Below are 25361 nucleotides of genomic sequence, written 5' to 3' on the forward strand. Positions count from 1 at the left end.
CGTTCCGGCCGAGGTTGCCGAGACTCGTACCGTGACCCGATACCGCCGTCTCCACCCGGCCTGGTCCGTCGCCGCCGTCGCCTTCGTGGCACTGGTCGGCGCGGCCGGCTTCCGCGCCACGCCCGGGGTGCTGCTGCACCCGCTGCACGCGGAGTTCCGCTGGCCGCTGGCGACCATCTCCGCCGCCGTCTCGGTCAACCTCATGCTGTACGGGCTGACCGCACCCTTCGCCGCCGCGCTGATGGACCGCTTCGGCATCCGCCGGGTGGTGGCCGGCGCGCTGGTGCTGGTGGCGCTCGGCAGCGGGTTGACCGTCTTCATGACCGCGAGCTGGCAGCTGATCCTCTGCTGGGGCGTCCTCGTCGGGCTGGGCACCGGGTCGATGGCGCTGGCCTTCGTGGCGACCGTCACCGGGCGCTGGTTCGTCCGGCGGCGGGGGCTGGTGACCGGGGTGCTGACCGCGGGCGGGGCCGCCGGGCAGCTGGTCTTCCTGCCGCTGGTGGCGGTGCTGGTCCGCGACCACGGCTGGCGGGTGGCGGCGCTCGTCGTCGCCGGGGCCGCGCTGGCGGTCGTACCGCTGGTGGTCTGGCTGCTGCGCGAGCACCCGGCGGATCTCGGGCTGCCGGCCTACGGCGCGACCGAGGTGGCGCCCCCGGCGCCGCCGGCCGGCGGCGCGGCGGCCCGGGCGGTCGGCGCGCTGGCCCAGGCCGCGCGGACCCGGCCGTTCTGGCTGCTCGCCGGCGGCTTCGCGATCTGCGGCGCGACGACAAACGGCCTGGTCGGCACCCACTTCGTGCCGGCCGCGCACGATCACGGCATGCCGGAGACGACCGCCGCCGGGCTGCTCGCCCTGGTCGGGCTCTTCGACATCGTCGGTACGGTGGCCTCCGGCTGGCTGACCGACCGGATGGACAGCCGGCTGCTGCTCGGCATCTACTACGCGTTGCGCGGCGCGTCGCTGCTGATGCTGCCCGCCCTCTTCGCCGGTACGGCCGAGCCGAGCATGCTGGTCTTCATCGTCTTCTACGGCCTGGACTGGGTGGCCACCGTGCCGCCGACGGTGGCGCTGTGCCGGGAGTACTTCGGCGCCTCCGGCGCGGTGGTCTTCGGCTGGGTCTTCGCCGCCCACCAGGTCGGCGCGGCGGTCGCCGCCACCGGCGCCGGACTGGTCCGCGACCGGCTCGGCGACTACGCCGTGGCCTGGTACGTGGCCGGTGCCCTGTCGATCGGCGCGGCCGGGCTCTCGCTGCTGCTGCGCCGCCGGCGGGGGCCGCTGCCCGTGCCGATCGCGCTGCCCGTCGCGGCGGGCGGCCGGGCCTGGAGCTACCGGGGCTGAGGCCGTCCCGGTCCGGGCCGGCGCCGTCCCGGCCCGGGGACGGAGCCGGTCAGCCGACCGCCCACTGCTGCTCGGGCGCGCCCGTGCAGGGGGCCTGTTCGAGCTGGTCGCCGGCCTCGGTGCCGGCGTCGTCGACCTGCGCGCACTTGCCGCTGTGCACGGCGACCAGCAGCACCGGGCCGGCCCCGGTCGGGGCGAGCCGCCACTGCTGGTTGGGCTGGCCGTTGCAGGACCACTGCTGCACGTCCACGCCGTCGTCGGTGCGCTGCCCGTCCACGTCCAGGCATTTGCCACTGGCCGCGCTGGTCAGGGTGAACACGTCGGCGGCGACCGCGGTCGCCACCCACTGCTGCTCGGGCCCGCCGGTGCAGTCGGCCAGTTGCGCGTCCGCGCCCTCGGGGTCGTCGTCGGTCACCCCCACGCAGAGCCCGGAGGCGGTGGCCCGGAACACCTTCGGGCCGGCCGCCGGTGCCGGCGGGGTGATCGGCGCGGCGGTGAGCGACGGCGCGGCCGGGGTGGTCGGCGCGGCCGCGGTGGTCGGCGCCGCCTCGGTCGGCCCGTCGGCCGGCGGGGTGGGCGCGGCCGCAGCGGGCAGCACCGGCTCGTCGTCGCCGCCGCCGAGCACGCCGGTGGCGAAGAACGCCCCGAGCAGTACGCCCACCAGCGCCACCCCCAGCGCGATCCGCAGCAGCGGGTCCCGCGGCAGGCCGGGGCGGGCCGTGCGGCGGGCGCCGTACACGGTGCCGGGCGGGTCGGTGTGTGGGTCGGACATGGGGGCATCCTGACCCACCGCGACCGCCGATGGCCAGCCGCCCCGGTGTCGGGGTGACTCAGTCGACGACCCGGACGTCCTTCCAGAAGGCCACCCGGTCACGCACCATCGCCGCCTCCGGTTTCGGGTCCGGGTAGTACCAGACGGCGTCGGCGCTGGTCTTCCCGTCGTGTTCCAGGCTGAAGTACGAGGCGGTGCCCTTCCACGGGCAGACGGTGTGCGTGGCGGAGTCGCGGATCAGGTCGTCACGCAGCGCCGCGCGGGGGAAGTAGTGGTTGCCCTCGACCACCACGGTGTCGTCGCTCTCCGCGACGATCAGGTCGTTCCAGACGGCTTTCGGCATGGGCCCCACGCTATGCCGCCCACGCGCCGGCGGCCAGCGGTCAGCGCGCGGGCTCGGGATCGGTGACGTCGGCGACCGTGGCTCCCAGCCACATGACGGCCGCGTCGGCGTCCACCGCGACGGCCACTCCGGGCTCGCCCGCGCCGAGGGTGATCTCCCGGCCGCGCAGCCGCTCGTCGGCGACGACCGGCCAGGCGGTGGTCGAGCCGAACGGGGTGATCGTGCCGCGCTCGTAGCCGGTGGCGGCCCGGGCGGCCTCGGCGTCCGGCATGGACAGCCGGCTCACCCCGAGCAGGGCCCGCAGCTTGGGCCAGGAGACGACCCGGTCGCCGGGGGTGAGCACGAACAGGTGGTCGTCCTCGCCCCGGCGTACCACGATCGTCTTGACCACGTCGGGGACCGCGACGCCGCGGGCGGCGGCGGCCTCGGCGAGGCTGGTGACCGGGCCGTGCCGGATGACCCGGTAGGCCAGGGCGGCGGCGTCGAGCGCGGCGAGCGCGGGGGACGACATGACCGCAACGCTAACCCGATGGTCGGATGTCTGACGCGAAATGGCCACCGTGGACATCCCACGGATCCGGTGCGTCGGGCGTAATGTGATCTCATGCACGCTGTCCGTGATCATGAGCGGGCGGTGGACACGCTGCGGCGGTCGTATGCCGCGGTGCCCGCCGGCGAGCCCGTACGGCTGGCCAAACGCACCTCCAACCTGTTCCGGCCCCGATCCGCGCCCCGGACCCCGGGGCTGGACGTCAGCGGCCTGACCGGCGTGCTCGCCGTCGACCCGGCCGCCCGCACGGCCGACGTGCAGGGCATGTGCACCTACGAGGACCTGGTCGGCGCGACCCTGCCGCACGGGCTGATGCCACTGGTGGTGCCACAGTTGCGCACCATCACCCTGGGCGGCGCGGTGACCGGGCTGGGCATCGAGTCCACCTCCTTCCGCAACGGCCTGCCGCACGAGTCGGTGCGGGAGATGGACCTGCTGACCGGGGCGGGCGAGATCCTCACCGTCCGGCCGGAGGGCGAGCACGCCGACCTGTTCCGGGCCTTCCCCAACTCGCTGGGCAGCCTCGGCTACGCCACCCGGCTGCGCATCGAACTGCAACCGGTCCGCCGGTACGTGGCGCTGCGCAACATCCGGTTCAACCGGCTGGAGGAGTTGACCGACGCGATCCGCGACGTGGTCGCCAAGGGCGAGTGGGCCGGCGAGCCGGTCGACGCGATGGACGGGGTGATGTTCAGCCCGGGCGAGGCGTACCTGGTGCTGGGGACGTTCACCGACGACGCGGAGCGGCCCAGCGACTACACCGGCCAGGACATCTACTACCGCTCGTTGCGCCGGCGCACCCGGGACGCCCTCACCACGTACGACTACCTCTGGCGCTGGGACACCGACTGGTTCTGGTGCTCGGCGGCGTTCGGGGTGCAGCACCCGGTGGTCCGTCGGCTCTGGCCGGCCCGGTACCGGCGCAGCGACTTCTACCACCGGCTGGTCCGGCTGGAGCACCGCCACCAGGTGGCCGCGCGGGTCGACCGCTGGCGGGGCCGGCCGGCCCGGGAGCGGGTGGTGCAGGACGTGGAGATCCCGCTCGACCGCACCGCCGACTTCCTGCGCTGGTTCACCCGGCACGTCGGGATGACCCCGGTCTGGCTCTGCCCGCTGCGGCTGCGGGAGCCGGCCGGCCCCGGATCCGCCCGGGCCTGGCCGCTGTATCCCCTCCAACCGGGCGAAACCTATGTGAACATCGGCTTCTGGGGAAGCGTGCCGATCGCTGAGGGCGCCGCCGACGGCGACGTCAACCGGGCGATCGAGCGCGCCGTGTCGGAGGCGGGCGGGCACAAGTCGCTCTACTCGGACGCGTACTACGACCGCGCGGCGTTCGACCGGCTCTACGGCGGCGAGACCTGGCGCGCGGTGAAGGACCGTTACGACCCGGACCACCGGCTCACCGGACTCTATGAAAAGGCGGTAGCACGGCAATGAGCCTCATCGACCGTGAACAGGGGGCGGCGAACGCCCCGTCCAGCCCGCCGGCGGGAGGCCGGCGCACGAGCCCGACCGTGGCGGACGTGATCCGCGCGGTCACCACCGGCGCGCTGCCGGTCCGCGTCACCGGGTACGACGGCAGCGCCGTCGGCCCCGCCGACGCCGGGATCACCCTGTCCATCCGCACCGAGCGGGGCCTGTCGTACCTGCTGACCGCCCCGGGTGACCTGGGCATGGCCCGGGCGTACGTCAGCGGCGACCTGGGGCTGGACGGCGTCCACCCGGGCGACCCGTACGAGGCGCTGCGGGTGCTCAAGGACGAGATGCCGCTGCGGTTGCCGTCGGTGGCGGAGGCGCTGGCCCTGGTCCGGGGGCTCGGCTGGGAGAAGCTGATGCCGCCGCCGCCCCCGCCGCAGGAGGCGTCGCCGCGTTGGAAGCGGGTGATGAACGGGCTGCGGCACTCCCGCACCCGGGACAGCACGGCGATCTCCCACCACTACGACGTCTCGAACGCCTTCTACGAGAAGGTGCTCGGCCCGTCCATGACGTACACCTGCGCGGTCTTCCACAGCCCGGACGACACCCTGGAGCAGGCGCAGCAGGCCAAGTACGACCTGGTCGCGAACAAGCTGGCGCTGAAGCCGGGGATGCGGCTGCTCGACGTCGGCTGCGGCTGGGGCGGCATGGTGCGGCACGCCGCCCGGGAGTACGGCGTGAAGGCGCTGGGGGTGACCCTGTCGAGGGCGCAGGCGGAGTGGGCGCAGGCGGCGATCGAGCGGGAGGGGCTGGGCGAGCTGGCCGAGGTGCGGCACCTGGACTACCGGGACGCCCCGCGCGAGCAGTTCGACGCGGTCTCCTCGATCGGGCTGACCGAGCACATCGGGGTGCGCAACTACCCGGCCTACTTCGGCTTCCTGCGGGACCGGCTGCGGCCGGGCGGCCGGCTGCTCAACCACTGCATCACCCGGGCGGACAACCGGGCCCCGCACCGCTCCGGCGCGTTCATCGACCGGTACGTCTTCCCGGACGGCGAGCTGGCCGGGCCGGGCCGGCTGGTCAGCGAGATCCACGACGCCGGGCTGGAGGTGCACCACGCGGAGAACCTGCGGCAGCACTACGCGCTGACCCTCGCGGGCTGGTGCCGCAACCTGGTGGAGCACTGGGACTTCTGCGTCGGCGAGGTGGGCCAGGGCACGGCCCGGGTGTGGGGGCTCTACATGGCCGGTTCGCGGATGGCGTTCGAGCGCAACGGCATCCAGCTGCACCAGGTCCTCGCGACCCACAACGGGCCGGACGGCGTCAACGGCTACCCGCTGCGTCCCGACTGGACGCCGTGACGATCTGACGAGAGGGGCGGCCGCGCGGCCGCCCCTCTCGTCATTCCTATTGACAAAGAAGTTTTGTACGTACAAACTGATTTTGCCATGAGAGACGTCCTGTACCTGGAGCAGATCGAGCAGGCCGAGGCCCTGCTCAAGCCGCAGCGCGTGGAGGTGCTGCGGCACCTGGCCGAGCCACGCACCTGCACCGAGGTCGCCGCCCTGCTCGGGCAGACCCCGCAGCGGGTCTACTACCACGTCAAGCAGCTCGCGGCGGCCGGCCTGGTCGAGCAGGTCTCCACCCGCAAGGTGCGCGGCATCAGCGAGGGCATCTACCAGGCCGCCGCCCGGTCGTACTGGCTCTCGCCGCGGCTCGTCGGGCGGATCGGCGGGCTGCGCCGGGCCAGGGACGAGCTGAGCCTGGGCTACCTGCTCGACCTGATGGAGGAGGTCCAGGCCGACGTCGCGGCGCTCGACCGCACCGCGCCGGAGCTGCCGTCCATCGGCGTCTCCGGCGAGATCCGGGTGCCGGCCGAGCGCCGCCAGGAGTTCCTGCACGACCTGCAGTCGACGCTGCAGGACCTGTTCACGCGCTACGGGGGTGCCGAGGGAGACGCCTTCAAGCTCGCCGTGGCCTGCTACCCGAAAGGCGACAACCATGAGTGACCTGCTGACCGTGCGGGCCCGCCTGGCCGCGCCGGCCGAGGCCGTCCGCCACGCCCTGACCGACCCGGCCGAGCTGCGCGTCTGGCTGGCCGAGCACGCCGAGGTCGAGCTGTCCCGGAGGTACGCGTTCTGGGGCCGCTTCACCCCCGAGGGCGACGCGCCGCACCAGCGGCTGCTCCACGTCGACGAGCACATACTGCGCTTCGCCTGGTTGCTCGACGGGGTGGAGACCACCACCGAGTTCGAGCTGACGCCCGAGGGCGAGAGCACCGTCCTCACCCTGCGGCAGAGCCACTTCGACTTCGCCGAGGCGATGAGCGGCAGCAGTATCCGCGGCGTCCTGCAGACCTACTGGGCCCTGGGGATCGCCAACCTGGCCGCCCACCTGGAGGGCCGGCCGCTGCTGCCGCGCACCGACTTCACCTCCGCCGACCTGCGCGGCGAGCTGACCATCGCCGCGCCGGTGGACCGGGTGTGGGAGTCGCTGACCGACTCGGCGCAGGCCAGCGCCTGGTTCGGGTACCCGATCGGCATCGAACCCTGGGTCGGCGGCCGGTACGCCATGGGCGGCTTCGAGGCCGGCCACGCCGCCAAGGTGGTCGACCTGGAGCCCGGCCGGAAGATGTCCGTCGACTGGGGACCGGTCGGCGTCAGCACCTGGGAGCTGGCCGAGTCCGGCGGGAAGACCAAGCTGACCTTCGTGCAGAGCGGCTTCGACGAGGGCAACCCCCCGTACGCGGCGTGGAGCGGGTCGGTCGCCGGGCTGGCCGAGCTGCGCCGCTACCACGAGATGGCGGACTGGCAGCCGATCTGGCTCTCGGTCGAGATGCCGACGGCTGACGCGACAAGCTGACCACGGATCAGCAGGCCAGGGGTTCCCGTCCCTTCGGGCGCCCGGCAACCAGGGCCGTGACCAGCGGAAACGCGGCCACGGCCCTGGTGCTTCCCTGGGCGGTGGAGCCCGGCCCCGGGGTTCATCGCCGGTGGTGCGCCGCCAATCTGCTCGACCGGCTCGTCCGCGTCCCGGGAGTGGGCCATGGTGAGTTAGTGGACTTCCTGTGTCTCGACTGGTGGCCGACGCTCAACCGCGCCGACACCGCCGGCGGCCGCGTTGGGCGCTAAGGTCGAGACCACCGTCACCGGTCGGGGCGCCGGGGCTCGTATCGCCCTCGCGCTGGCGGTCGCCGCCCCGGCAGTGATCATGCGGCTGGCCGGGGTGGAGTTGGCGCCGGTGGCGGCGGTGGCAGTTTTCGGCGCCGCCGTGCTCGCCTCGGTGGCGCTGCTGATGTGGGCCTCGGAGGCCGCGCGGGTGGACATCTCCGGCAGCCTCGCGCTGGCCATCCTGGCGTTGATGGCGATCCTGCCCGAGTATGCGGTGGACATCTTCTTCGCCTACACCGCCGGTCACGACCCGACGTACGCCGCCTACGCCGCGGCGAACATGACCGGCGCGAACCGCCTGCTCATCGGGGTGGCCTGGCCGATGCTGGTCGTCTTCGCGATCGTCGCGGTACGCCACCGCGGCGTCCGCGGCGAACGCAACGCCGTGACCTTGCAGGCGCACCGCCGCACCGAGATCCTGTTCCTCGCCGTCGCGACCAGCTACGCCCTGGTCATACCGCTGACCGGCCGGCTGGCCTGGTACGACTCGCTGGTGCTCGCCGGGCTGTTCGCCGCCTACCTGTGGCGGCTCCGCGGCAAGGAGGAAGCCGAGGAAGAACTGGCCGGCGTGGCCGCCACCATCGCGGTTCAGCCGGCCACCCGCCGCCGTGGCACCGTCGCCGCACTGTTCGTCGCCGCCGGGATGATCATCCTGGCGACCACCGAGCCCTTCGGCGACGCCCTCGTCGGCGCGGGCGCCGAGCTGGGCATCGACGAGTTCCTGCTCGTCCAGTGGCTGGCCCCGATCGCCTCCGAAGCACCCGAGGTCATCGTCGCGATCACCTTCGCCCTACGCGGACGCGCCGACGACGGCATGGGCGCACTGCTGGCCGCGAAACTCAACCAGTGGACCCTGCTGATCGCCTGCCTGCCGGTCGCCTACTACCTCGGCGGGGGAGAGTTCGCCGGGTTGCCGCTGGACGCCCGGCAGACCGAGGAACTGGTGCTCACCACCGCCCAGACGCTGCTCGGCGTGGCCGTCCTGACCGACCTGCGACTGACCCGCAGTGAAGCCACCCTGCTGTTCGGCCTGTTCGCCGTCCAGTTCGTGCTGCCCGCACCGAACATCCGCTACGTCATCGCCGTCGCCTACACCGTGCTGGCCATCGTGCTGTTCATCCGGCAGCGACGCCACCTCCCCGAGCTGATCAAGTTCCGGTGACACCGGCCCGGGCGGCTTCGGAGCGGTAGCAGGCACTGACGATGGGGGATTTGGCGCAAGACCCCGTACTCCCCTAACGCCAAACGCCAGCCATGCCCTAACCCGGCCCGATAAGGCTGGGGTACACCCCCGATGTCCGATACCGCTGTTTCGGCCTACGGTCGATCCCGGGTCGGGCGATCTTGTCCCAGACCACGTGTCAACAACACCTATCGAGGAGACCGGCAACATGAACGCAGGTGCCAGCACCAATTCCACCGCCGACGTGAACTCGACCTCTGCCGCCGATTGGAACGGCAACACGGAGGTGACCGCCGATACGAGCGCGACCACCAGTGCGGATTCCGCCCCCACCGCGGGGTCGACCGCCGACCTGGGCGCAGCCGCTGGAGTGGTGTCGCCGCAGAGCCTGCAGGACTTCGTATTCGGCCTGCTCACGAACGTCGACGCCCGAGCGGCGTACGAGGCGGACCCGCAGGGCGCGCTGGACAACGCGGGCCTCAACGGCGTGACCCTGGCCGACGTGCAGGACACCGTTCCGCTGGTCGCCGACTACCTTCCAGTTCAGGGCCTCACGGCCGTTCTCGCCGGAGACAGCCTCGGCGTCAGCGCGGGGGCCACCGTCGATGGACTGGGGCTCAGCGGCGTGACCGGTACCCTCGACAGCACCCTCGGCGGACTCGGTCTCACCGGCGTGACCGGCGACGTCGGCGCCACCCTCGACAGCGTGAGCCTGAGTGGCGCGACCGGCACTGTCGACGGCACTGTCGGCGGGCTGGGTGTCAGTGGCGTGACCGGCGATGTCGGGGGCACCGTGCACGGTGTCACGGGCCTGGCGGGCGGCGTGACCGGGGACGTCGGTGGCACTCTCGACGGTGCCGTCGGCGGGCTGGGTGTCAGCGGCGTGACCGGCGACCTCGGCGGCACCGTGCATGGTGTCACGGGCCTGGCGGGCGGCGTGACCGGGGACGTCGGTGGCACTCTCGACGGTGCCGTCGGCGGGCTGGATGTCAGCGGCGTGACCGGCGACCTCGGCGGCACCGTGCATGGTGTCACGGGCCTGGCCGGCGGTGTGACCGGCGACGTCGGCGGACTCGGTGTCAGTGGCGTGACCGGCGACCTCGAGGGCACCGTGCACGGCATTGGCGGCGTCACGGGTGACCTCGGTGTACATGGCGACGCGTTCGCCGGCATGGACGGTGGACTCCTGGGGGCCTGACCGTTGGCCCCCTTTCAGCTGAAGCTCTGCGGAGGCGGAGGCGGAGGCGGAGGCCGGGCCGAGCGGAAACGGCTCGCCCGCCGGGCGGGAGGCGGTGCCGTCACGGGCCCCCGGCGGTCAGGTCGTCGGCGCGCTTGAGCAGCGCCCTGCGTTCGGCGGCGGACTTCACCAGAGCGGCAGCGGCCCGGAACAGCGCGGCGGCCCGGACCGGGTTGCCCGTTCGGGCGGTGAACTCGGCCTCCGCCGTCAGCGCCGGCGGGTAGCGGTCGAGCGCACCGCCCGCGCGGGCCTCGGCGAGCAGCCGCAGCCCGGCCGTCGGGCCGTAGGCGAAGCCGTGGGCCACCGCCCGGTTGAGCTGGATCACCGGGGTCGGGCGGAGCCGCGCGAGCTGGTCGTACCAGCCGGCGATGGCCGGCCAGTCGGTGTCGGCGGCGGTCGGCGCGGTGGCGTGGCAGAGGGCGATCCGGGCCTGGAGGACGTACTGGCCGTCGCCGGCCCGGTCCAGCAGCGACCGGCCCTCCGCGATGGCGGCGTGGTCCCAGCGGGAGCGGTCCTGCACGTCCAGGGCGAGCAGGTTGCCGTCGGCGTCGCGGCGGGCCGCCCGGCGGGACTCGTGCAGCAGGAAGAGCGCCAGCAGCGCGGCCACCTCGGGCTGGTCCGGCATCAGCCGGTCGAGCAGCCGGGCCAGCCGGATCGCCTCCGCGGCGAAGGCGGGCTCGCCGTCGGCGTCGTACCCCCGGGTGAAGAGCAGGTAGAGCACGGCCAGGACGCCGGGCAGCCGCTCGACCAGCGCGGGCCCGGTCGGCACCTGGTACGGGATGCCGGCGGTGGCGATCTTCGTCTTGGCCCGGGTGAGCCGGCGGGTCATGGTGGACTCGGTGACCAGGAAGGCGCGGGCGATGTCGGCGGTCGGCACCCCGGCCACGGTGCGCAGCGTCAACGCGACCCGGGCCTCCAGGGCCAGCGCCGGGTGGCAGCAGGTGAAGATGAGCCGGAGCCGGTCGTCCACCACGTCCCCCTCCGCCTTGGGCGACGCCGGCTCCGGGTCGGTGAGCCGCGCCAGCTCGCGCAGCTTGCGGCGTTCGACGCTGGCCCGGCGCAGCACGTCCACGGCCCGGTTCCGGGCGGCCGTCATCAGCCAGCCGCCCGGATTCGCCGGTACGCCGTCGCGCGGCCAGCGTTCCAGCGCCGTGGCCAGCGCCTCCTGGGCGCAGTCCTCGGCGAGCGTCCAGTCGCCGGTGACGCGGATCAGTGTCGCCACGATCCGCGGGTACGCCTCGGCGCCCGCTTCGGCGACGGCTCCGGCCACATCTCCCATCCAGTCAGGCCAGGTCCACGAGGGGCCGCAGCTCCAGCCGGCCGCTGTACGCCATCGGGTGGGCGCGGGCCACCTCGATCGCCTCGTCCAAGTCGGCGCACTCCAGCAGGTCGAAGCCCACGATCACCTCCTTGGTCTCGGCGAACGGGCCGTCGGTGAGGAGCAGTTCGCCGTCGCGGACCCGGACCGTGGTGGCCGCGGACGCCGGCCCGAGCACGCTGCCCAGCACCCGCTGGCCCTTGCCGTCCCGCTCGGCCACCCACTCCTCGATGTCGGGGGCGGCGGTCGGGTCGGTGTCCGGCTCGGTGTCGGTGCAGACGAACATCAGGTACTTCATCGGTGCGCTCCTCCGTGTCGTGGTTGCAAAAGCCTGACGAACGGCACGAGTGGATCCGGACACCTGCCTACCAGAAATCTTCGGTGGTGATATTCCCGGTCCGGCTGGGTACTGCCGGACGATGTTCTTCATCTTCGGACTTCGTACCAAGGTCGACCGGTCCGGTGTCGTCACCCGGGTGTGCCGCAACTGCGGCAACCAGGCCGCGCAGGTGATCACCCGCCGGGCGACGAAGTTCACCCTCTTCTTCATCCCGCTGATCCCGGTGCGGACCCGGTACACCCAGCAGTGCACCTTCTGCGGCGCCGAGTACGACATCGCCCGGGCTGAGGCGCAGCACCTCCCGGTCGGCTGACCATGGCCCGTTTCCTCTGCTGGCTGATCGGCCGGCAGCCGGTCGTCCAGGCCGCCGCCCCGGTGCACACCGTCTCCCGGCCGCCGTGCACGCCCGGCCGTCGGCGCAGCCGCCGCAGCCGGCCCTCGGCCGGCGCCGAGTCACCCCGCTCGCCCTGGAACCGCTCCGCCGGCCGCTGACCGGCGTGTGATCTTCAACCCGGTACGGACCCCGCTCCGACCTGTGCGAACTACGCTGGGGCCGCCGTCCGAACGGGGAGAACCGTGCGCAATCACCCGGCCGTCGTGCTGGTGACCGTCCTGCTGTCCACCGTCGCGCTCCCGGTCTCGCTGACCGGCGCGTCCGTCGCGCTGCCCGACATCGGCCGGGACCTGCACGCCGGGCTGGCCGGGGTCCAGTGGGTGGTGAACGGCTACAACGCCACCTTCGCCAGCTTCATGCTCGCCACCGGCGCGCTGGCCGACCTGTTCGGTCGCCGCCGGGTCTACGCCCTCGGTGTCGCGGTCTTCGCCGCCGGTGGGCTGCTCGCCACGGTCGCCGGCGGCATCGTGCTGCTCGACGTCGCCCGGGCCCTCGCCGGCGTCGGCGCGGCCGCCGCGGCGACCAGCGCCTCCGCCCTGCTCGCCGGGGCGTTCACCGGCCGTGCCCGGGCCCGCGCGTTCGGTCTCTTCGGTACGGCGATCGGCGTCGGCCTGGCTTTCGGCCCGTCGATCGCGGGCCTGCTCATCGAGGGCTTCGGCTGGCGGGCGGTGTTCGCCGCCCCGGCGCTGGCCGCCTGCGCGGTCCTGGCCCTGGTGCCGCTGCTGCCGGAGTCCCGCCAGCCGCACCCGGGACGGGTCGACTGGGCGGGCACCGTCTCGTTCACCGGTGCGCTGTTGCTGCTCATCTTCGGTTTCGTGCAGGGCCCCGCGTACGGCTGGGGAGCCCCCGGTGATCGTCGGCGCGTTCGCGGCGGCGGCGGCGCTGCTGGTGGTCTTCGTCCGGGTGGAACGCCACCGCGCCGACCCGATGTTCGACCTGGCCCTGCTGGCGAGCCCCCGGTTCCTCGGCATCTGCCTGGCGGCTGCCAGCATCGTCGCGGTGCTGGTGCCGCTGCTGGTCTACCTGCCGTCGTACCTGACCACGGTGGTCGGGCTCAGCCCCGGCGCGGCGGGCGCGACGATGATCCTGCTGACCGCGCCCACCCTGGTGCTGCCGCTGCTCGGCGGGGCGTTGACCCGGCTGGTCCCGGCCACCGCGGTCACCGTCGTCTCCGTGGTGGTGGTCGCCGCCGGCGCGGCCTGGGCCACCGTGCTCGGCCCGGACGCGGACACGGCGACGCTGGCCGGGCCGCTGCTGACCATCGGCGTCGGGGTGGGGCTCTCCATCGGGCTGCTCGACGCGATCGCGATCGGCAGCGTCGCGCCGGCCCGCGCGGCGACCGGCGCCGGGATGATCAACACGGCCCGGTTGACCAGCGAGACCGTCGCCATCGCCGTGGTGGGGGCGGTGCTGGCCAGCACCACCGCCGGCCGGCTCGCCGACCCGGGGTTCACCGGCGGCCTGCGTACGGTGCACTGGTCACTGGCCGGGCTGGCCCTCGCGGCCGCGGTGGCCACCGCCGTGCTGGTCCGCCGCGGCGCGCTCTCGGTCGCACAAGCGGAGAGCGCCTATCCTGGCGGATCATGACGAGCAGCGCGCGGCGACTGGCCGAGATCCGCGGCGGGGTGCCGCCCCGCCGGCACAACGCCCGGACCATCGCCGCGCTGACCGGCAACCCGGGCTGCACCCGGCGGGCGGTGCTGGACAGCGCGGGGGTGGACAAGCCGAAACTGGCCGAGCGGATCGGCTTCCCGGCCCGGTTCGGCCAGTCCCGCTTCGCCATCACCCGGGGCAACGCGTTCGAGGCGCAGGTCAAGGCCGACGGCGGGGTGGAACTGCTGCGGCTGGTCGCGGAGCGGCTGGGCGTACCGGTGCCGGCGGGGGCGAGCTGGACGGACCTCGGCGGCGCCGACGACCTGCCGGACCGGCACGAGCGGTCCCGGGCGGCGCTGACCGACCCGGGCGAGGGCGCCGCGCTGTTCGACCACCCGCTGCTCGGCCTGGACGTCGCCGGCCAGCGGGTGCACCTGGAACCGGACCTGGTCGCCGCCCGGCTCGCCGGCCGGTTCCACGTCGTGGAGATCAAGTCCTTCCCGGTGATCGACGGGCAGGCCGACCCGGCGAAGGTCGCCGCCGCCGCCATCCAGTCCGCCGTCTACGTGCTGGCGCTGCGCGAGCTGCTCGCCGCCGAGGGACACGACCCGGAGCAGGTGTCGCACGACGTGGTGCTGGTCTGCCCGCGCGACTTCGCCAACCGGCCGGTGGCCAGCCTGCTCGACGTCCGCAAGCAACTGCTGGTGCTGCGCCGCCAGCTCGACCGGATGGCCCGGATCGACGCCCTGCTCGCCGACGTGCCGGCGGACTTCACCGCCGACCTGACCGCCGACCCCGCCACCCTGGTCGCCGCGCTGTCCACCGTGGCGGCCCGCTACGCGCCGGAGTGCCTGGCCGCCTGCGAGCTGGCGTACTTCTGCCGGCACGAGGCACGCGGGCACACCACGGCGCTGGGCCGCCCGGTCCGCGAGGCGCTGGGCGGGATCGCCGAGGTGTCCGAGGTGCTGGCGCTGGCCGCCGGCGAACGGGCTCCCGACCCCGAGCAGGCGGAGGCCGCCGCGCTGCTGCGCGCCGCCGCCCGCCTGCGCGCCGACGCCCTCGCGGGAGACCCCGCATGAGTACGCCCCGCCGGCCCGCCGCCGTCCGGCCCGCCGCCTCCCGGGCCGGCAACCCGCCACGCCGGGGTGCCCGGCCCGGCAGCCGGCGGAGGCTCCGGTGAGCACCCTGCGTGCCCTGGCCAAGGCGCAGGCCCTCGCCGCCGGGGTGGCCCAGCCGGTCGCCACGGTCCGGCACCTGCACCTGTCGGAACGCCCGCTGGTGCTGGTGCCGCTCGCCATGGCCGGCGAGGCGAACGCCCCCCTCGCCGCCCTGGTCGGCGCGGCCCCCGACGAGGCGCGGCTGCTGATCGTGCCGCAACCCCGCAACCGGCAGCAGCGGTTCGCGTTCGCCGCCGAACTGGCCGGCATCCTGTTGCCCTACCTGGACTCCTTCCGGGGCGTCACCGAGGCGGTGCCCACCGACCGGGGCCGCGACGTCCGCCACCGGTACGTCGACGCTCCGCAACTGCTGGTGCCCAACCCGGCCGGGGTCACCTTCCTGCGGCTGCTCGGCCGCTCCACCCGGTTCCGGCGGCCGGACGGCGACCACCCGGTGCACCCGTCGGTGCCGCTGCTCGGCCGCTGGCTGACCTTCTTCGCCGAGCGGGCCGAACACCCCGGCTCGGCGGCACTGCTGGCGATGACCGAGGCGCTGACCCTGCACTGGGTGACCGGGCAGAGCGCGGTGGAGGACCTGCACCTGCCGGCGCTGCTCGGCTGGATCGACCCGCCGGCCGGGCTGACCGGCGCGGCGGCGGCCGCCCGGGCCGAGGACCCGACGATCTGCCCACCGGCCGGCCCCGCCACCGACCCCGACTTCGACAACCGGCTGCTGGCCCCGACCATCGCCGCGTACGCCGAGGCCGAGGCGGACCCGGTCGCCCGCGCGGCGGCGTACGCGGAGCTGGAGCGCCTGCTGCGCGATCAGCTCGCGCCCACCTGGGAGCTGATGTGGCGCGGCGTGGCGCTGCTGCGCGCCTTGCCACCGGGGGGCCGGGTGGCCGGACGGTGGGACGGCGACAAGGACGCCTTCACCGGGTACGCCGAGCACCTCGACGCCGGGGGCGGCCCGCAGCCCCGGCGTGACGGGGCGGTGGCCGCCGCCGTCCGCCTGCACCGGCTGGAACGGGCGCTGACCTCGTACGCCGTGCAACGCGCCTACGACGACCCCCTGGTCATGGCCGAGCACCGGCTGACCGGGGAGGCGTTCGTCGGCGACGTGACCCTCGCCGACCCGAAGCGGGTGGACGACACCGGGAAGCGGCCGGTGCTGCGCCCCCGGATCCAGGTGGTCACCACCGAGCCGGTGCCGATGCCGGTCGGGGCGACGTTGTGGTCGCCGGCCCGTCCCGCGCAGAAGGCCCGGGTGGTCTTCGTGACCCCGGGCGCGGACGGCAAGACCGAGGTGGTGCTGGAACTCTCCGGCGGGATGGGCCGCGGCCTGACCGCCCCGCCGGGCGCCGTGCCGGAGGTGGGGGAGCGGCTCTGCCTCACCACCCTGTCGGACGCCTTCCTGCCGGCGGGTAACTTCCCCGCCCCGGAGGAGACCCCCTGGACGCACGGCGGCCCGCCGGCCGCCGCGCCCCCGGTCGACGGAGCTGGCGTCGCGGAGGGTGGCGCCGCCACCGGCAGCGACGTTGACCCGGCGGAGGAGTGGACCTGAGGGCCCGGCAGGGCGACAGCGCGTCACCGTCCTGATCGGGCGGGTGACGGGTGCCGATCGGCTCTGGCGGCGGCATCGGCCGGGTGACTACGCTTGCGCCGTTCGCCGCCCGTGACCGGTCCTCATCGTCGAGGGTGCACATCTGAGAGAGAGCCGGAGCGAATCGTTGTGGTGCCGCAGGACGTGAACCGCGTCGTCGTGGCCCGTCCCACCCTGTCCGGCCGCGTCGGTCTCGTCGCGGCCGCGGTCGTCGTACTCGGGGAAACGGTTTGGCTGGTGGCCGCGCTGCCCGGCGCGGCCGTGGTCAGCGACCTGGGTGCGGTGGCGGTGGCGGCCTGGGCGGCGGTCGCCTGCGTCGGCGCGTCCCGCCGGCACCCGCTGGCGTTGCGCCGGTTCTGGCGGCTGCTCGCGGTCACCATGGCGCTCGCCGCGATCGGTCGGGTGCTGTGGACGGTGCAGCGGCTCGACGGGCACCAACTGCCGCACACCCCGCTGATCGGCGGCGTCTTCACCGCCGGCATCCTCACCGGCACCGCCGCGCTGCTCTGCTCGATGGCCGCCCCGTGCAGCCTGGTCGGGCAGGCCCGAACCCTCCTCGACGGTGTGATCGTCGGGCTGGCCCTGATCCCGATCGGCTGGGTGGTGGTGTTCCACGACGTCGCCGCCGCCGACCTCGCCGACCCGCTGCGCACCCTCGGGCTGCTCTACCCGATGTTCGACCTGATGCAGCTGACCATCCTGGTCGCGGTCGCCGGGCCGTCCCGGCCGAGGTGGCGGCCGTTGACCGTGATCGGGGCGAGCCTGGCCATCCGGGCCACCGCCGACACGGCCTACGTGTCGCTCATCGCGCACGGCAGCTACACGCCCGGCCACCCGATCGACGTGTGCTGGCCGCTGAGCTACCTGCTGATCGGCGCCGCCACCACGTGCCCGCCGCCGGCCGGCGGCGACGGCGGGGACGAGACGGCCGAGTCGCCGCTGCCGCCCTGGTGGCGGGTGGCGCTGCCGTACCTGCCGGTCGGCGGGGCGATCGTCGCGGTGGTGCTCGCCCGCCGGCCCACCGGGCAGACCCCGCACCTGATCTTCCTCGGGATCATGGCGCTGCTCGGCGTGCTGGCGCTGCGCCAGGGGCTGGCCGCCAACGAGAACCTGCGGCTGGTGGCCCGGCTGCGCCGGCTCGCGTACTCCGACCAGCTCACCGGCCTGCCCAACCGGCTGACCTTCAACCGGCGGCTGCGCCGCGCCCTGCGCGACGACGCGCCGGTCGCCGTGCTGCTGCTCGACCTGGACGGGTTCAAGCAGGTCAACGACCGCTTCGGGCACCCCACCGGGGACCGGCTGCTGGCCAGCATCGCCGAGCGGATGCGGGACGCCACCGGCGCCGACGGGATGATCGCCCGGCTCGGCGGCGACGAGTTCGCCGTGTTGGTCCACGGCGACCGGCCGGTGCCGCCGGAGCGGCTCGCCGAGCGGCTGCTCACCGCCCTGGAACCGCTGCCCGGCGAGGAGGACCTCGGCCTCAACCCGTCGGCGAGCATCGGCATCGCCGAGTACGGCCCGCAGCACACCTCCCACACCGACCTGCTCCGCGACGCCGACATCGCCATGTACGCGGCCAAGGCGGCCGGCAAGTCCGCGTACCGGACCTGCACGTCGGCGCTGCGCGAGTCGGCGGTGACCCGCGCGGAGCTGATCGCCGACCTGCGCCGCGCCGTCGACGAGGGACAGCTCCACCTGGAGTACCAGCCCATCGTGGACCTGGCCACCGGCGCGGTACGCAGCGCCGAGGCGCTGGTCCGCTGGCGGCACCCCCGGCTCGGGGTGCTGGCCCCGGAGCGCTTCCTGCCGCTGGCCGAGGAGACCGGGCTGATCCTGCCGGTCGACCGCTGGGTGATCCACGAGGCGTGCCGGGCCGCCGCGGCCTGGCGGAAGCGGGACCCCCAGGTGACCGTCGCGGTGAACATCGCCGCTGCGCACCTGCGCCGGCCCGACCTGATCGCCACGGTCACCGCCGCCACCGGCGGCGCCGGCCTGCCAGCCCGCGCCCTCACCCTGGAACTCACCGAGTCGGCGTTGATCGAGGGGAGCGACGTGGTGCTGGACCGGCTGCGCCAGCTCCGCGAGCTGGGCATCCAGATCGCCATCGACGACTTCGGCACCGGCTACTCCTCGCTGAGCTACCTGCACCGGATCCCGGCCACCGAACTGAAGGTCGACCGCTCCTTCGTGTCCCGCCTGGGCACCGAGGACGCCCGGGCGTACGCCACGGTGGACATGGTCAACCGGCTCGCCGCCGCGTTCGACCTGGCCGTGGTGGCCGAGGGAGTGGAGACCGACGCGCAGCACGCGGCGGTCACCGCGATCGGCTGTGTGCACGGCCAGGGCTTCCGGTACGGCCGCCCGGTCGCCCTGCCGGAGCTGCTGACCACGCTGACCCCGGTCGACGTCGCCCGCTGACCGGCAACCCGGCCCGCCCAGGGGAGGCCGAAGGTCCCGACCAGGACAGGGGGTTCGACCCTGCCCCGGGCGCACGGCGACGGTGACGATGGAACGGTCACCGAAGAACGCCACCATCCCCTCAGCTTGTTCTTTAACCTGCGCGCTGTTTACGTGCGGTGATGCTCAGGTCACGTTTGACGGTCTTCCCGACGTCGTGGCGGGCTGCTGGCCGGCGGTTTCGTGAGCCGGGTGGGCGTCCGGGACCGGGCCGGCCGGGTTTCGGCGCACCGGCTGGCTGGGCGCTCTTCGCGCGCAGGTTCCGGAAGCCCCGCCGGACCCGGGCGGGAGTGAGCCGGTCAGGTGCTGCTGGTCGCTCCCACGGCCGACGCAGGTCCGCGGCGAGGGGTCGGGCGAGACGCAGCTGGGTGTGAGCGGTGATGATCAGCCACGTCCAGCGATCGGCGGCCTCGGGAGTGCGGATCTTCGGCCGGGTCCAGCCCAGGGTCTGCTTGAACAGCCGGAACGTGTGCTCAAGGTCGAAACGGCGCAGGAACGACTGCCACCAGCGGTCCACATCGGTGGCGGTGGCGCTGACGGCCGAGCACCACAGCCATACCGGCTTGGGGTCACGGTCACCGGGTAGGTGATCGACCTGCAGCCGGATCAGGGTGCCCCTCGATGACCGGCAGGTCCCCGTCGTGGTCGATCCAACAGGTGCGGCGGGTCAACCGCGGGTGCAGCCGGCCCCAACTGCAGGCGCGGGCGGTGCCGTAGCGGGTCGTCTCGGTGTTGGTGTGATGCTGCGGCGCCGGCCAGCTGTCCGGCTCGTCCAGACGGAATTCAGGGCCGTGCTTGGGCGGACGGCCGTTCGTCCCCGGCAGCCGGGGCGGCTTCGGTAGCCGTAGCACCCGGTCCGATCGGATCCGGCCGAGCAGGTGCACGGGCAGGTCGGCCAGCACGAACGCCAGCCGGCTGATGTCATAGCCGGCATCAGCGACGATCAGAATCTCGGGATCGCCGTCGCGCCAGTGCCCTGCCTCGATGAGACGGTTGACGACGTCGCGTAACTGAGCCGCGGTCACGGCAGTAGCGTCGTCGGTCGGGCCGAGCCGTTGCGCGTCCAGGATCGCGGTCCACGAGGTGCGCCCGGACTCCAGCGCGGCGACGAACGAGTACGGCCACCCAGGGATCATCTGGGCCTGACCTTTCGCCCGGCCGTAAACATGGCAGAACAGCCGGTCCGCCGATGTTGAGGCGTCCGGGCGCAGCCAGTTACTGACATCGACCGCCAGAACGATCCGACCGTCCGCGGTCCGCGGCAGCGCGAGCCTGCCCAGGGTGGTCCGCAGCCGGGCCAGGTCGATGCAGCCGTTGTTCAACCCGTCGTACAGGGCGCCGTGACCACGCCGGTGCTCCGCCGCAAGCGACAGCCCGACCAGGCTGGTCACCGGCCCGTCGGCGCACAACACCGCATCGGTCAGCTCGAACAACGCATCCGCCCGTCCGGTCAAACACCGGTAGAAGCCTTGCCGGAAGGCCGTTAGCACCGCCGCCGGATCAGCCACCGGCTCGGCCTCAGCGGGCGTGTCGGGCAACCCCAGACCGCCCAGGTAGTCCACAATCGTGGCCACGGCCACCGCCTGATCTTCGCGTCCTTGCAGGGAACCGAAGGATCATCAGACGGTGGCCGTCCTCCGTCCAGCGGACACGCCGCCGTCCATAAAGGACCCCGCCGAACCACGAACGGCGAGGTTAAAGAACAAGCTCAGGAGCCGGACATGAAGCGACGGACGTTGGATCTGCTGTTCAGCATCGGCGGGCTGGGCCTTGCGGTCCTGCTGCTCGTCGTGGGCATCGTCCTCACCACGAACGCCAACCTCGCCAACACCTACGTGCACGACCAGCTCGGCGCCCAGCACATCAGCTTCAAGCCGGCCGACACCCTCACCGACGAGGAGAAGAAGTCCGACTGCCTGCGCGAGTACGCCGGCCAGGCCCTGACCACCGGCAAGCAGGCCGAGTGCTACGCCAACGAGTTCATCGGCCTGCACCTCACGGCGATCGGCGGCGGCAAGACGTACGCCGACCTGGGCGGCCCGCAGACCGCGCTGAAGGAGCAGGTGGCCCAGGCCGAGCAGGCCAGGGCCGCGAACCTGGCCGACCTGCAGAAGCAGCTCGCCGACGTCACCGCGCAGCGGGAGACGGTCTTCAAGGGCGAGACGCTGCGCGGCCTGCTGCTCACCTCGTACGGCTTCAGCGAGTTCGGCCGCAAGGCCGGGCAGGGCGCCCTGGCCATGTACCTCGGCGCGGCGCTGCTCCTGCTGCTGTCGCTCGCCGGCCTGGTGCACGCCTTCCGGACCCCGGCCAGCGCGACCTTCGCCGCCCCGGAGCAGGCCCGGCAACGCGTCACGACCTGACCCGACCAGCCGCACCCGCCGCCCCCGGCCTCCCACCCGCTTCGGGAGACCGGGGGCGCCGTGTTCCCGCTCACGTCCGTCGGCCCGGTCCCAGAATTGGGGTTGACCCTCACGCAACGGCAGGCGGGAGCCTTGGTCGCGGAAGGGAGGGAACCATGGCGTACACGGTGGGTCAGGTGGCGAAGACGGCCCGGGTGACGGTGCGGACGCTGCACCACTACGACGAGGTCGGGCTGCTCTCGCCGAGCGGCCGGACGGCGGCGGGCTACCGCCGCTACGACGACGCGGACCTGGAGCGGTTGCAGCTCATCCGCTACTACCGGGAGCTGGGGTTCCCGTTGGACGAGATCGCGGCGATCCTCGACGACCCGGGCGCGGACCCGGCGGCGCACCTGCGCCGGCAGCACGAGCTGCTCACCGGGCAGATCGGGAAGCTCCAGGAGATGGTCGCCGCGATCGAGCTCGCGATGGAGGCGAGAAGGATGGGGATCCAACTGACCCCGGAGGAGCGGTTCGAGGTCTTCGGGGACTTCGACCCGGACGCGCACGCCGAGGAGGCGGAGCAGCGGTGGGGCGGCACCGACGCGTACCGGGAGTCGACCCGGCGCGCCGCCCGCTACTCGAAGGAGGACTGGCTGCGCAACAAGGCCGAGAACGAGGACTGGGGGCGGCGCGTCGCCGCGATCATGGACTCGGGCGCGCCGGCCGACAGCGCGGCGGCGATGGAGTTGGCCGAGGAGCACCGGCAGCTGATCAGCCGCTGGTTCTACGAGTGCTCGTACGAGATCCACACCGGGCTGGCCGACATGTACGTGGCGGACCCGCGGTTCACCGCGTACTACGAGAAGATCCGGCCGGGGCTGGCCGCGTACCTGAGCGAGGCCATCCACGCCAACGCGATCAGCCGGGCCTGACGTGCCACGATGGCCCTGACGGGTCGGGCTCACCGCAGGAGGCCAGAGTGTTCATCGTTGCCGGCAGTCTCTACGTCGACCCTGACGGCCGGGACGCCTACCTGGCCTCCTGCGTCGAGACCGTCCGACAGGCGCGCTCCGCCCCGGGCTGCATCGACTTCGCGGTGAGTGCCGACCTGATCGAGCCGGGCCGGATCAACGTCTACGAGCGGTGGGAGACCGACGAGCAGTTGCTCGCCTTCCGCGGGTCCGGCCCGTCGGAGGAGCAGACGGTGGCGATCCTCGGCGCCGAGGTGCACCGGTACCGCATCTCCGGCGTCGAGGCCCCCTGAGCGCCAGGGGTCTGGCGCGCCTGCCGTCACCCGCCAGGGCGCGGCGAAGCGCGGCGCGGTTCTCAGTCCGAGTCCCCGGCGGGCGCCTGGTCCGGGTCGGGCAGGGTCGGGTGGTCGGTCGGGTAGAGGCCGGCGACGAAGCCGTAGACCGTGTCGCCGGAGCGCGGCAGCTCGGTGAATTCCCGGATGAGCGCCTCGACGCGTCGCCAGAACTGGGCCGCGCTCTCCTTGGGGATGCGGGCGTGGCGGATCGTCGAGTAGAGCGTGTCCGCCTCGTGGGCCGGCACCGACTCGGCGGCCGCGACGGAGAGGCCGTTGACGCACACGGGTGTCGTCGTGTCGCCCGGGCGCCGGACCACGCCCACGTGGATGGTGCGGCCCGTCCGTCCGTAGTACCGCTCGTCGATGGCGCGCACCCGCCGGGTGCGGACGACGCGGAGCATCCCGGCCTCGAGCAGCACGTTGACGTGGTGGGCGACCGTACTCTTCGGACGGCCGATTGCGGTGGCCAGCTCGGCCACGGTGGCGGCCCGCTCGAGCACCAGGTCGAGGATCGTGGCCCGCAGCGGGTCGGCGATCGCGCGCAACTGCGCGGGTGTGGACGCCTCGACGGTGTCGGGCAGGTCGTAGTCCGGGATTCGGGTATTGCTCGACATTTGTCGAACAGTCTAAAGTTTTGGAGTGTTCGCGGCAAGATCCCATCCGAGACCGGGGAGACCGCATGGCTGAGGTGTTGTTGTTCCATCACGCGCAGGGTCGGACGACGGGCGTCCTCGCCTTCGCCGACGAGCTCCGCCGAGCCGGGCACACCGTGCACACGCCGGACCTGTACGACGGCCACACCTTCATCACGCTGGACGACGGCCTGGCGTACGCCCGGGAGGTGGGCTTCGGCAACCTGCTCGATCGGGGCGTCGGCGCGGCGGACGAGCTGCCCGACGGGCTCGTCTACGCCGGCTTCTCGCTCGGCGTGCTGCCGGCGCAGAAGCTCGCGCAGACCCGGGCCGGCGCGCGCGGGGCGCTGCTGTTCGAGTCCTGCCTGCCCGTCTCCGAGTTCGGGACCGCGTGGCCGGCGGGCGTGCCGGTGCAGATCCACGGCGCGGACGCCGATCCGTTCTTCGCCGGCGAGGGTGACATCGACGCGGCCCGCGCGCTCGTCGAGTCGGCCGAGGACGCGGAGCTGTTCGTCTACCGCGGCGATCGGCACCTGTTCACCGACCCCAGCCTGCCGTCCTACGACGCCGACGCCGCCAAGCTGCTCAGCCGGCGCGTGCTCGACTTCCTCGCCGCCCACTGACCGCGACCGACGGAGGGAGCCACCCTCGCGCTCAGGGCGTCACAAGATCAGGTCGAGCAGCAGGACGCCGACGAAGCCGACCACCGAGATGATCGTCTCCATCACCGACCAGCTCTTGATGGTCTGCCCGACGGTCAGCCCGAAGTACTCCTTGACCAGCCAGAATCCGGCGTCGTTGACGTGCGAGAAGAACAGCGACCCGCAGCCGATCGCCAGCACCAGCAGCGCCACCTCCGGTCCCGGGAGGGTGGCTGCTAGCGGCGCGACGATGCCTGCCGCGGTGATGGTGGCGACGGTGGCCGAGCCGGTGGCCACCCGGATGCCGACGGCGACCAGGAAGCCGAGCAGCAGCGGCGAGAGGTTGGCGTCCTTGGCGTACTCCGCGACCAGGTTTCCCACGCCGGCGTCGACCAGGACCTGCTTGAAACCGCCGCCGGCCGCGACGATCAGCAGGATGCCGGCGATCGGCGGCAGCGACCCGCCGAGGAAGCCGGAGACCTGGCTGCGGCTGAAACCGGTCCGGTAGCCGAGGAAGATCATCGCGAAGATGACGCCGGCGAGCAGGGCGATGATCGGGGTGCCGATGATGTCCAGCGCCTTGCGGCCCGTGGTGCCCTTGTCGAGGGCCAGTTCGCCGATCGCGCGCAGTAACATCAGCACCACAGGCAGCAGGACGGTGATGAACGCGGCCCACAGCGCGGGTGCGCGGCGCGCCCGCACCGCAGCGGTGGCAGCCTCGTCGATCGGCTCGCCAGGGCGGCCGGTACCGGGGTTGACCAGGTCGTCCTCGGCGACCAGGTCCCCGTCGGCGTCCATCCGGGGGCGACCGGTGGCCGCGGGCCCCCGCCCGCCGGCGACCGCCAGCGGTTGCCTGGTGGGCAGCAACGCCTCCGGTGCGGTGGCGGGCACGTAGCGGGCGATGAAGTTGCCGAAGATCGGCCCGGCGATGATCACCGTCGGGATGGCGACCAGCAGCCCGAGCGCGAGGGTCTGGCCGAGGTTGGCGCCGAGCGCGTCGATCGCGACCAGCGGACCGGGGTGGGGCGGGACCAGGCCGTGTAGCACCGACAGGCCGGCCAGCGCCGGAATGCCGATCTTCATCAGCGGTATGTCCACCCGCCGGGAGACCAGCAGCACGATCGGCACCAGCAGCACCACGCCGACCTCGAAGAAGAGCGGCAGCCCGATCAGGGCGGCCACCCCGGCCATCGCCCAGGGCAGGGCGGCACCGCCGACCCGGGCGACCACCCGTTCGACGATGCTGTCCGCGCCGCCGGACTCGGCGAGCAGGCCACCGATCATGGCGCCGAGCGCGATCAGCAGGCCGACCCCGCCCACAGTGGAGCCGACCCCGGCGCTGAACGAGGTGACGATCTTGTCGACCGGCACGGCGGCGACCACGCCGAGCACGGCCGCGCCGAGGATCAGGGACAGGAACGGGTGCACCTTGCCCCAGGCGATGAGCAGCACCACAGCGGCGATGCCCAGCACGGCGGCGGTGATCAGTTGAGCGTCACCGGCGTTGGTGAGCGGTGCCGCCGGTGCGGCGAGCGGAGTGACCACAGCTATCACGACCTTCGGTAGTCGTC

23 protein-coding genes and 2 pseudogenes are annotated in these 25361 nt (G+C 73.4%); 17 read left to right on the plus strand and 8 right to left on the minus strand.

What is annotated here, in order from left to right; all coding sequences use genetic code 11:
• Positions 1-31 precede the first annotated feature (31 nt).
• Positions 32-1336, plus strand: a complete 1305-nt coding sequence (locus ACFOYX_RS21885) for an MFS transporter (protein ID WP_322441000.1) — start codon at positions 32-34, stop codon at positions 1334-1336.
• A 49-nt stretch (positions 1337-1385) separates the two neighbouring features.
• Here ACFOYX_RS21885 and ACFOYX_RS21890 read toward each other — a convergent pair whose 3' ends face one another.
• Genes ACFOYX_RS21890 through ACFOYX_RS21900 form a run of 3 tightly spaced genes read right to left on the minus strand, consistent with a single transcriptional unit; the run spans position 1386 to position 2962 of the window.
• Complete coding sequence (locus ACFOYX_RS21890; RefSeq protein ID WP_322441001.1) at positions 1386-2108, minus strand: RICIN domain-containing protein; 723 nt, start codon at positions 2106-2108, stop codon at positions 1386-1388.
• Between the two features lie 58 nt (positions 2109-2166).
• Positions 2167-2451, minus strand: coding sequence for a DUF427 domain-containing protein (locus ACFOYX_RS21895; RefSeq protein WP_109801071.1), 285 nt, complete (start codon positions 2449-2451; stop codon positions 2167-2169).
• A 40-nt stretch (positions 2452-2491) separates the two neighbouring features.
• A complete protein-coding gene (locus tag ACFOYX_RS21900) occupies positions 2492-2962 on the minus strand; it encodes a YbaK/EbsC family protein (protein ID WP_322441002.1) in 471 nt (156 codons plus the stop codon).
• A 93-nt stretch (positions 2963-3055) separates the two neighbouring features.
• Here ACFOYX_RS21900 and ACFOYX_RS21905 point away from each other — a divergent pair, with 93 nt between their 5' ends.
• The 6 genes from ACFOYX_RS21905 to ACFOYX_RS21930 all read left to right on the plus strand — a co-directional run bounded on the left by ACFOYX_RS21905 (position 3056) and on the right by ACFOYX_RS21930 (position 9968).
• Entirely contained in the window at positions 3056-4438 is a 1383-nt protein-coding gene (locus ACFOYX_RS21905) for an FAD-binding oxidoreductase (protein WP_322441003.1), read from the plus strand.
• Positions 4435-5778, plus strand: a complete 1344-nt coding sequence (locus tag ACFOYX_RS21910; RefSeq protein WP_322441004.1) for a class I SAM-dependent methyltransferase — start codon at positions 4435-4437, stop codon at positions 5776-5778. Before ACFOYX_RS21905 ends, ACFOYX_RS21910 begins: the two co-directional genes overlap by 4 nt.
• A gap of 87 nt (positions 5779-5865) precedes the next feature.
• Positions 5866-6426, plus strand: coding sequence for a helix-turn-helix domain-containing protein (locus ACFOYX_RS21915; RefSeq protein ID WP_322441005.1), 561 nt, complete (start codon positions 5866-5868; stop codon positions 6424-6426).
• A complete protein-coding gene (locus ACFOYX_RS21920; protein ID WP_322441006.1) occupies positions 6419-7279 on the plus strand; it encodes an SRPBCC family protein in 861 nt (286 codons plus the stop codon). The genes ACFOYX_RS21915 and ACFOYX_RS21920 overlap by 8 nt, the downstream gene beginning before the upstream one ends.
• Positions 7280-7537: 258 nt before the next feature.
• Positions 7538-8749, plus strand: a complete 1212-nt coding sequence (locus tag ACFOYX_RS21925; RefSeq protein ID WP_322441007.1) for a sodium:proton exchanger — start codon at positions 7538-7540, stop codon at positions 8747-8749.
• A gap of 229 nt (positions 8750-8978) precedes the next feature.
• Positions 8979-9968, plus strand: a complete 990-nt coding sequence (locus ACFOYX_RS21930) for an IniB N-terminal domain-containing protein (RefSeq protein WP_322441008.1) — start codon at positions 8979-8981, stop codon at positions 9966-9968.
• A 100-nt stretch (positions 9969-10068) separates the two neighbouring features.
• Here the strand turns inward: ACFOYX_RS21930 and ACFOYX_RS21935 are convergent, their stop codons facing one another.
• Together ACFOYX_RS21935 and ACFOYX_RS21940 are read right to left on the minus strand one after the other, a co-directional pair.
• Positions 10069-11286, minus strand: coding sequence for a sigma-70 family RNA polymerase sigma factor (locus ACFOYX_RS21935; protein ID WP_322441009.1), 1218 nt, complete (start codon positions 11284-11286; stop codon positions 10069-10071).
• 4 nt (positions 11287-11290) lie between these two features.
• Positions 11291-11623, minus strand: coding sequence for a YciI family protein (locus ACFOYX_RS21940; protein WP_322441010.1), 333 nt, complete (start codon positions 11621-11623; stop codon positions 11291-11293).
• Positions 11624-11744: 121 nt separating this feature from the next.
• Here ACFOYX_RS21940 and ACFOYX_RS21945 point away from each other — a divergent pair, with 121 nt between their 5' ends.
• From ACFOYX_RS21945 to ACFOYX_RS21970, 6 genes and pseudogenes are all read left to right on the plus strand, one after another.
• Positions 11745-11978: a zinc-ribbon domain-containing protein gene (locus ACFOYX_RS21945; protein ID WP_322441011.1), complete on the plus strand. Its 234-nt coding sequence runs from the start codon at positions 11745-11747 to the stop codon at positions 11976-11978.
• 2 nt (positions 11979-11980) lie between these two features.
• Positions 11981-12157 carry a hypothetical protein gene (locus ACFOYX_RS21950; protein ID WP_322441012.1) on the plus strand — a complete coding sequence of 59 codons (177 nt, stop codon included), beginning with the start codon at positions 11981-11983 and terminating at the stop codon, positions 12155-12157.
• A gap of 84 nt (positions 12158-12241) precedes the next feature.
• A pseudogene (locus ACFOYX_RS21955) lies at positions 12242-13646 on the plus strand (MFS transporter).
• Positions 13643-14731: a hypothetical protein gene (locus tag ACFOYX_RS21960; protein WP_322441013.1), complete on the plus strand. Its 1089-nt coding sequence runs from the start codon at positions 13643-13645 to the stop codon at positions 14729-14731. The pseudogene ACFOYX_RS21955 and the gene ACFOYX_RS21960 overlap by 4 nt, the downstream one beginning before the upstream one ends.
• 97 nt (positions 14732-14828) lie before the next feature.
• Positions 14829-16373: a hypothetical protein gene (locus tag ACFOYX_RS21965; RefSeq protein ID WP_322441014.1), complete on the plus strand. Its 1545-nt coding sequence runs from the start codon at positions 14829-14831 to the stop codon at positions 16371-16373.
• A 183-nt stretch (positions 16374-16556) separates the two neighbouring features.
• Positions 16557-18830, plus strand: a complete 2274-nt coding sequence (locus tag ACFOYX_RS21970) for an EAL domain-containing protein (RefSeq protein WP_322441015.1) — start codon at positions 16557-16559, stop codon at positions 18828-18830.
• A 133-nt stretch (positions 18831-18963) separates the two neighbouring features.
• Here the strand turns inward: ACFOYX_RS21970 and ACFOYX_RS21975 are convergent.
• A pseudogene (locus ACFOYX_RS21975) lies at positions 18964-20377 on the minus strand (NF041680 family putative transposase).
• Positions 20378-20590: 213 nt separating this feature from the next.
• On the opposite strand from ACFOYX_RS21975, the gene ACFOYX_RS21980 reads away from it, so the two are divergent.
• The 3 genes from ACFOYX_RS21980 (at position 20591) to ACFOYX_RS21990 (ending at position 22475) form a co-directional block, all read left to right on the plus strand.
• Positions 20591-21229 (plus strand): hypothetical protein, encoded by a 639-nt coding sequence (locus ACFOYX_RS21980; protein WP_322441016.1) that lies wholly within the window; start codon positions 20591-20593, stop codon positions 21227-21229.
• Between the two features lie 155 nt (positions 21230-21384).
• Positions 21385-22143, plus strand: a complete 759-nt coding sequence (locus ACFOYX_RS21985; protein ID WP_322441017.1) for a MerR family transcriptional regulator — start codon at positions 21385-21387, stop codon at positions 22141-22143.
• 47 nt (positions 22144-22190) lie between these two features.
• A complete protein-coding gene (locus tag ACFOYX_RS21990) occupies positions 22191-22475 on the plus strand; it encodes a putative quinol monooxygenase (RefSeq protein ID WP_109801059.1) in 285 nt (94 codons plus the stop codon).
• Between the two features lie 62 nt (positions 22476-22537).
• On the opposite strand, the gene ACFOYX_RS21995 is transcribed toward ACFOYX_RS21990, so the two are convergent.
• Positions 22538-23131, minus strand: coding sequence for a winged helix-turn-helix domain-containing protein (locus ACFOYX_RS21995; protein ID WP_322441018.1), 594 nt, complete (start codon positions 23129-23131; stop codon positions 22538-22540).
• A 65-nt stretch (positions 23132-23196) separates the two neighbouring features.
• Here ACFOYX_RS21995 and ACFOYX_RS22000 point away from each other — a divergent pair, with 65 nt between their 5' ends.
• The gene (locus ACFOYX_RS22000) at positions 23197-23772 is read left to right on the plus strand and encodes a dienelactone hydrolase family protein (RefSeq protein WP_322441019.1); all 576 of its coding nucleotides are present in this window, start codon (positions 23197-23199) and stop codon (positions 23770-23772) included.
• A gap of 39 nt (positions 23773-23811) precedes the next feature.
• Here the strand turns inward: ACFOYX_RS22000 and ACFOYX_RS22005 are convergent, their stop codons facing one another.
• The gene (locus ACFOYX_RS22005) at positions 23812-25335 is read right to left on the minus strand and encodes an SLC13 family permease (RefSeq protein ID WP_322441020.1); all 1524 of its coding nucleotides are present in this window, start codon (positions 25333-25335) and stop codon (positions 23812-23814) included.
• Positions 25336-25361 lie beyond the last annotated feature (26 nt).

Origin of the sequence: Micromonospora sp. GCM10011541, assembly GCF_042650725.1 — a bacterium.
Classification (GTDB): domain Bacteria; phylum Actinomycetota; class Actinomycetes; order Mycobacteriales; family Micromonosporaceae; genus Micromonospora; species Micromonospora sicca.